Source organism: Snodgrassella alvi, assembly GCF_002777745.1.
Taxonomy (GTDB): domain Bacteria; phylum Pseudomonadota; class Gammaproteobacteria; order Burkholderiales; family Neisseriaceae; genus Snodgrassella; species Snodgrassella alvi_D.
This window is the reverse complement of the sequence record NZ_MEIO01000057.1, coordinates 1-5019: the sequence shown is the minus strand read 5'-3', so window position 1 is coordinate 5019 and position 5019 is coordinate 1. Positions and strand designations below refer to the sequence as shown.

The following is a 5019-nucleotide window of genomic DNA, read 5'->3' as shown; positions in this document are numbered from 1 at the left end:
ACCTGCAATCTGATACTGCAATACCCGCATTGCTATCTGCTGCTCAGATGCGCCTGACTGCCTCATTTTTTGCACTAAATTGGATAGTGTTATTTGCTGGAAGTCTGGATTGGCTATTACTCCGGATGGTGTCCATTTCTGGGCATCCATGTTGAATATGGGGGTGCTCCAGCCATCTTGGTTTTCGCCTGCACCTTGCATCATTTTGCTTGCATAGCTTGTTAACAATATCATTGATTCTTCAGTTGTTAATTCTCCGCTTCTATATAAGTCAAGTATGATTTTAGATGCCTGTTCGCTGGCTTCTATGTAGTCTTTTTTAACTTGCTGTCTGCATGCATCTGTTTTGCACTCATTATATTTTCTTTGGTAATCATCGGCATTTTGTACGCCGGCTTTTTTCAGTTTTTCGTTTATTTTTCTTTCTTGGGCATTTAGTTTGCTTTCGCCTTTGCTGTTGATGAGGGCGTTATTCTCCACCGCATTCTGCCCGACCACTCCCGCTATCTGCGCATCAATCAGTGAACCACCGGTTAGCCCGCCTGATACGGTGGCTACTGCTGATGGTAGGTCTCTTAGATATGCCTGTTAATCTAAGTTTTAACCACTACACTTAAATTAGAGTTTCACCATCAAGTAATACAATAATATTTTCTTTTCCCAACTCCTTCCTTAAAAACTCAGCCATTTCTGAAGTATTCAACTCAGGGAAATTTTTATCATTTACAGAGATAAAAAAATATGATTTTGGATTTTCTAAGCCAAATTCTTCTGCTATTAGAATATCTGTTTCTTTCTGGTATTTTTCAACATGATCATCAATGAATTCTAGTTGCTCTCTTGTAAAAACCTTATTAGCATCATACATAATATATGAATGAGTGAACATATAACTATAATTAGACTTAATTGTATTTAATTTAGGTTGCAATAAATCGATATCTAATTTGGTATAACACGTAATATCAATTGACATTTTATTATCCTCACTTAATTCTTATAGGTTTTCCTGACTGATCAATAACAATAATTTTATTTAACCCTTTAACTGGCCAATCATTGAATTGCTTTTGCAAATTTGTTGTTGTTACTTTTGTATCAGCAAGATTAATAACTACATTGTTAGTTTGACCTTTTTCAACTTTTTTCTGTACTTCTCTCCATATATTTCTAATATTACTTGAACTTGGAGCATAGTTATCAAATATCTCTCCATTAATCTTGTAATCAGGATTTTTTACTCCAGATGTAATTGGATTTTGTTCAACGTGGTAACCATTTTGAGAAAGTATTTTTGCACTCTCATTTTCTCGTGCTAATGATCTTATATTTTCAGAAGAAGCATTAGGTGGTAACTTAGTTTTTTGGCCTGTTAAATATCCTGTCGCTTCCTTACCTACTTTAGCAGAACCTTTACTCGCCTCTTTACCTATCTGACCAATCTCTTCCGCGTACTTCCCGCCAATCTTACTTGTCGATTTTATCGCTGAGGCCGGTAAATTATTTACCGTTACAGCTCCTGTGGCCAGTCCGGCTAGTATATCTGCGGATTCTACTGTGATAACTGTACATCCTGCCGGATTTACTCTACATGCTGAGTATATCGCTCCTATTGCTTCTGGAGCTACTAATCCTACTCCTGCTATTGCATAACCACCTCCTACCTGAACTATTGTGATTGCTGAGCTCGCCATCCTTATTTGATGCGCTATTTTCATAGCCTCTCTGTGTTTTGCATCCTTGGACAACATCGCTGCTGATGCTGGTGATATTAGCTGGATTAAGTCAAATTGGTTATTCTCCACCGCATTCTGCCCAACCACTCCCGCTATCTGCGCATCAATCAGTGAACCACCGGTTAGCCCGCCTGATACGGTGGCTACTGCTGATGATAGGTCTCTGATGCTGGCTTTGACATTTTCCGGTAAGCGGTTCGGGTCTATCTCGCCGGTTCTCGGGTCTATGGCTTCAGGGTACTGATCTTTGGGCAGTTGTTTGATCAGGTATTGCGCGGCCAGTTCGGCGGCACTCGCGCCTACGGCTCCGGCTGCGGCATTACCGCCGTTGACGCTCGCACTGATGGCGCCTATCAGCGCATGCGCTACCAGCTGCGCTGCCTGATTCTGGTTCTCTCCATGGCCGAATTGTTTGCCGATCAGCTCTGCCGCATACGGTGCGAGGGCGTTTAGTACCTGTTGTTTTTGTCTTCGCTGAGTGGGTTATAATCCTGCCATTTAGTGTGTTGTATAGGTTGATTTAGCCTAAATCTTTTTTAATATTACTTGCTAAGAGGATGATCTCCACGGTTAAGTGGAGATCCAATTAACAAGCGTAAGGAACCAGCTGGGAGCCTTCTAATCCGTTATACATGTCAATAGCTTCTTGGCCTTCTGCTATAAATTCAACATCAATAGGATCTGGCGGATTATTGGGATCGTTATAATCTCCTTCTAAAAAAGTCTTATATTGCTCTAGAACATATAAAAGCTGCTCTCTGGTCATGATAACTTGCTGTTCTTCGACATACTCAGTGCCGATAAACACATAATCACCCTTTATTAATACCCAATGCGCATTACCAATACCAAACATCCCATCTGGTGCTCGGCTATGTTCTAAATCGGTGAGATTGTTGATCCAGATATTGACGGAGTTTATTCCTGTAGGAAGATCTGTTGTTAGCCAAGAACCTATTTCGTATATTCCATGGCCTACTTTGGAAGTAAATTTAATGTTACTTTCTTCTGGTGTTGGAGACATACGATATGCTCCATCTTTCCATATAAAATAAATTTTTTGATTAATCATTATTTTTTAGCTCCCTGATAAACAGGCCAAGCTGTTGCTCCGGTTCCATTTGGTTTTTTATAATACCCTTCAATCTTTAATCCACTAGAGGATGTCCCTTGCCACATTTCTTTCTTCAATGGGTCGACATGAGGTTTAGAATTATCAAAAGCACTCTTGATTTCCATCTCAGTTTGACGTTTAGACCAATGTTCTGGAAAGAACGTCGTTTCTGCCTGCTTTTTATACCATTTCCCTGTTGCTGGATCTCTTACTGATATATAACCTTTTGAGACACCATTTGAATCAGTAGCACCAGTCCATTTATCTACTTTAATATTTGGATCTCTTAAGTAATGTCCTCCAGTGCCTACTTTTGTTCCATCTTTATAAGTTTTTATTTCACCATTTAAAATGTGTTCGGTATTTATTGTAACCTTACTTGCTTGACCTGCTTGTTGTGGTTATGGCTAGACACCTTGGCAAACTTGGGTCGAGAAAAAAGACTGGCTAAAGAAAAGCAACTGGAGAATTTATTTTACTCATCAGACAGTCATTGTGTTAGAACGAATGCCGATGAGTAGATAGTGTCTGTCAGATTAAGTTTGAGCTAATACAGATAAAAACATCAATGAGTTGTAAGATTCTATTTATCATTTTAGTTAACATATGATTTCGTAAAGAGTATCGGGCGGACCCTGATACTCTTCAAAATCTGCATGAATAACATCTCGCATTTCAGAGAAATTTATTCTTTTTATTATTTCTATTTGGTTGCATTCGGTCATGGATACAACCATTTTTGATGCATTAGTAATTTTGATCATATCAATCAATGTATCAATAAGTATATTTAACCGTTCTTTAGGATTAGCAGGAAATCCTATATCTGCTGTATCTGGATCATATTCATTATAATCTATTAAATATGTAGCATTAATTGAATTAGGGCCATCAGCAATATCAAATACAAATGCACATTTATTTGGGATTAAATCCAAAGGATAGTTAAATAAGTCATGTTTTCCTATTTTTTGAATATTTAGAGAATTTGCTTCTATATAACGCTCTAGTTGATCTGCAAAATCTTTATTTAGATCTGGCAACAAGTACCCATATACATCATTTGACATAATAATTCCTACTTCTTGTCTACTATCCACGGACCAATTGGTTTACCATTTATATCTAATTTTCTGTAAAAGTGCTTATCTACATAACCTCTTTCATTATAGGTGATTTTATGCTCATGAGGAGGAACCTTACCATTAGAATCGTACCCTAATTCACCATGAGTTTTTTGTTGTCCATAATCTTCACGTGAAAATGTTCTGCCTTTATCATCATAATAAGTAACACTTCTAGAACCATCAGCTCTAGACACTTCATAAATAGAGTTTGGTGTCGAGGTTTTTGGTGCTTTACCTGATGGTACTATTGTATGTTCAGTTACCGTTTTATTAGTGGCTGGATTAACTATTGGTTTAGTTTCATTGGCTTTCAAATTAGTTTTATCTGTCAGCTCATTACCACTCTTATTTCCTTTATGCGCACTTTCTACCTTACCTTTTCCACCGCTCTGTGTCGCTCCACGTGATTCACTCGCTGTACTCTGGTGCTCAGTATTTTTTATTACCTGTCCATTCGGGGTTACTAACCTTCCAGCGTTTTGGTTGTATCTGGTCGTAATTGCTTTTATTTCATTTACTGATAATGCCTTACCTCGTTTTAGTGTCAGTGCAGTTATTACTGTATTAACACTCAATCCAGAATTATAAAGTGCATCTACTTGCTCTGCCATAGAGTACGACCCTATAGCCTGACCTGCAATCTGATACTGCAATACCCGCATTGCTATCTGCTGCTCAGATGCGCCTGACTGCCTCATTTTTTGCACTAAATTGGATAGTGTTATTTGCTGGAAGTCTGGATTGGCTATTACTCCGGATGGTGTCCATTTCTGGGCATCCATGTTGAATATGGGGGTGCTCCAGCCATCTTGGCTTTCGCCTGCACCTTGCATCATTTTGCTTGCATAGCTTGTTAACAATATCATTGATTCTTCAGTTGTTAATTCTCCGCTTCTATATAAGTCAAGTATGATTTTAGATGCCTGTTCGCTGGCTTCTATGTAGTCTTTTTTAACTTGCTGTCTGCATGCATCTGTTTTGCACTCATTATATTTTCTTTGGTAATCATCGGCATTTTGTACGCCGGCTTTTTTTAGTTTTT

Annotated in this window: 7 protein-coding genes and 2 pseudogenes; 1 reads left to right on the top strand and 8 read right to left on the bottom strand. The window is 38.4% G+C overall.

The window, feature by feature from the left end; all coding sequences use genetic code 11:
* From BHC51_RS10115 to BHC51_RS13380, 4 genes and pseudogenes are all read right to left on the bottom strand, one after another.
* A pseudogene (locus BHC51_RS10115) lies at positions 1-546 on the bottom strand (VENN motif pre-toxin domain-containing protein); the annotation flags it as partial.
* A 67-nt stretch (positions 547-613) separates the two neighbouring features.
* Positions 614-976, bottom strand: a complete 363-nt coding sequence (locus tag BHC51_RS10110) for a hypothetical protein (RefSeq protein ID WP_100153945.1) — start codon at positions 974-976, stop codon at positions 614-616.
* Between the two features lie 10 nt (positions 977-986).
* On the bottom strand, positions 987-1718 hold the full coding sequence (locus BHC51_RS10105; RefSeq protein WP_180296485.1) for a CdiA C-terminal domain-containing protein: 732 nt from the start codon (positions 1716-1718) through the stop codon (positions 987-989).
* A gap of 84 nt (positions 1719-1802) precedes the next feature.
* Positions 1803-1943, bottom strand: a pseudogene (locus BHC51_RS13380) (VENN motif pre-toxin domain-containing protein); the annotation flags it as partial.
* A gap of 48 nt (positions 1944-1991) precedes the next feature.
* Between BHC51_RS13380 and BHC51_RS13130 the strand changes: the two are divergent.
* Positions 1992-2189: a hypothetical protein gene (locus BHC51_RS13130; protein WP_257384806.1), complete on the top strand. Its 198-nt coding sequence runs from the start codon at positions 1992-1994 to the stop codon at positions 2187-2189.
* 133 nt (positions 2190-2322) lie between these two features.
* On the opposite strand, the gene BHC51_RS10100 is transcribed toward BHC51_RS13130, so the two are convergent.
* From BHC51_RS10100 to BHC51_RS12825, 4 genes are all read right to left on the bottom strand, one after another.
* Positions 2323-2808 (bottom strand): DUF5376 family protein, encoded by a 486-nt coding sequence (locus BHC51_RS10100; protein ID WP_100115293.1) that lies wholly within the window; start codon positions 2806-2808, stop codon positions 2323-2325.
* Positions 2808-3203: an EndoU domain-containing protein gene (locus BHC51_RS10095; RefSeq protein ID WP_257384807.1), complete on the bottom strand. Its 396-nt coding sequence runs from the start codon at positions 3201-3203 to the stop codon at positions 2808-2810. The genes BHC51_RS10100 and BHC51_RS10095 overlap by 1 nt, the downstream gene beginning before the upstream one ends.
* Before the next feature lie 246 nt (positions 3204-3449).
* Positions 3450-3920 carry a hypothetical protein gene (locus BHC51_RS10090; RefSeq protein WP_100153942.1) on the bottom strand — a complete coding sequence of 157 codons (471 nt, stop codon included), beginning with the start codon at positions 3918-3920 and terminating at the stop codon, positions 3450-3452.
* A gap of 8 nt (positions 3921-3928) precedes the next feature.
* Positions 3929-5019: hypothetical protein (locus BHC51_RS12825; protein ID WP_218966407.1), on the bottom strand; the 1091-nt coding region annotated here is incomplete at its 5' end.

Coding starts and splice junctions, on each gene's coding strand:
- BHC51_RS10100 (WP_100115293.1), bottom strand. CDS start 2,808: ATGATTAATCAAAAAATTTATTTTATATGGAAAGATGGAGCATATCGT.
- BHC51_RS10090 (WP_100153942.1), bottom strand. CDS start 3,920: ATGTCAAATGATGTATATGGGTACTTGTTGCCAGATCTAAATAAAGAT.
- BHC51_RS10110 (WP_100153945.1), bottom strand. CDS start 976: ATGTCAATTGATATTACGTGTTATACCAAATTAGATATCGATTTATTG.
- BHC51_RS10105 (WP_180296485.1), bottom strand. CDS start 1,718: ATGAAAATAGCGCATCAAATAAGGATGGCGAGCTCAGCAATCACAATA.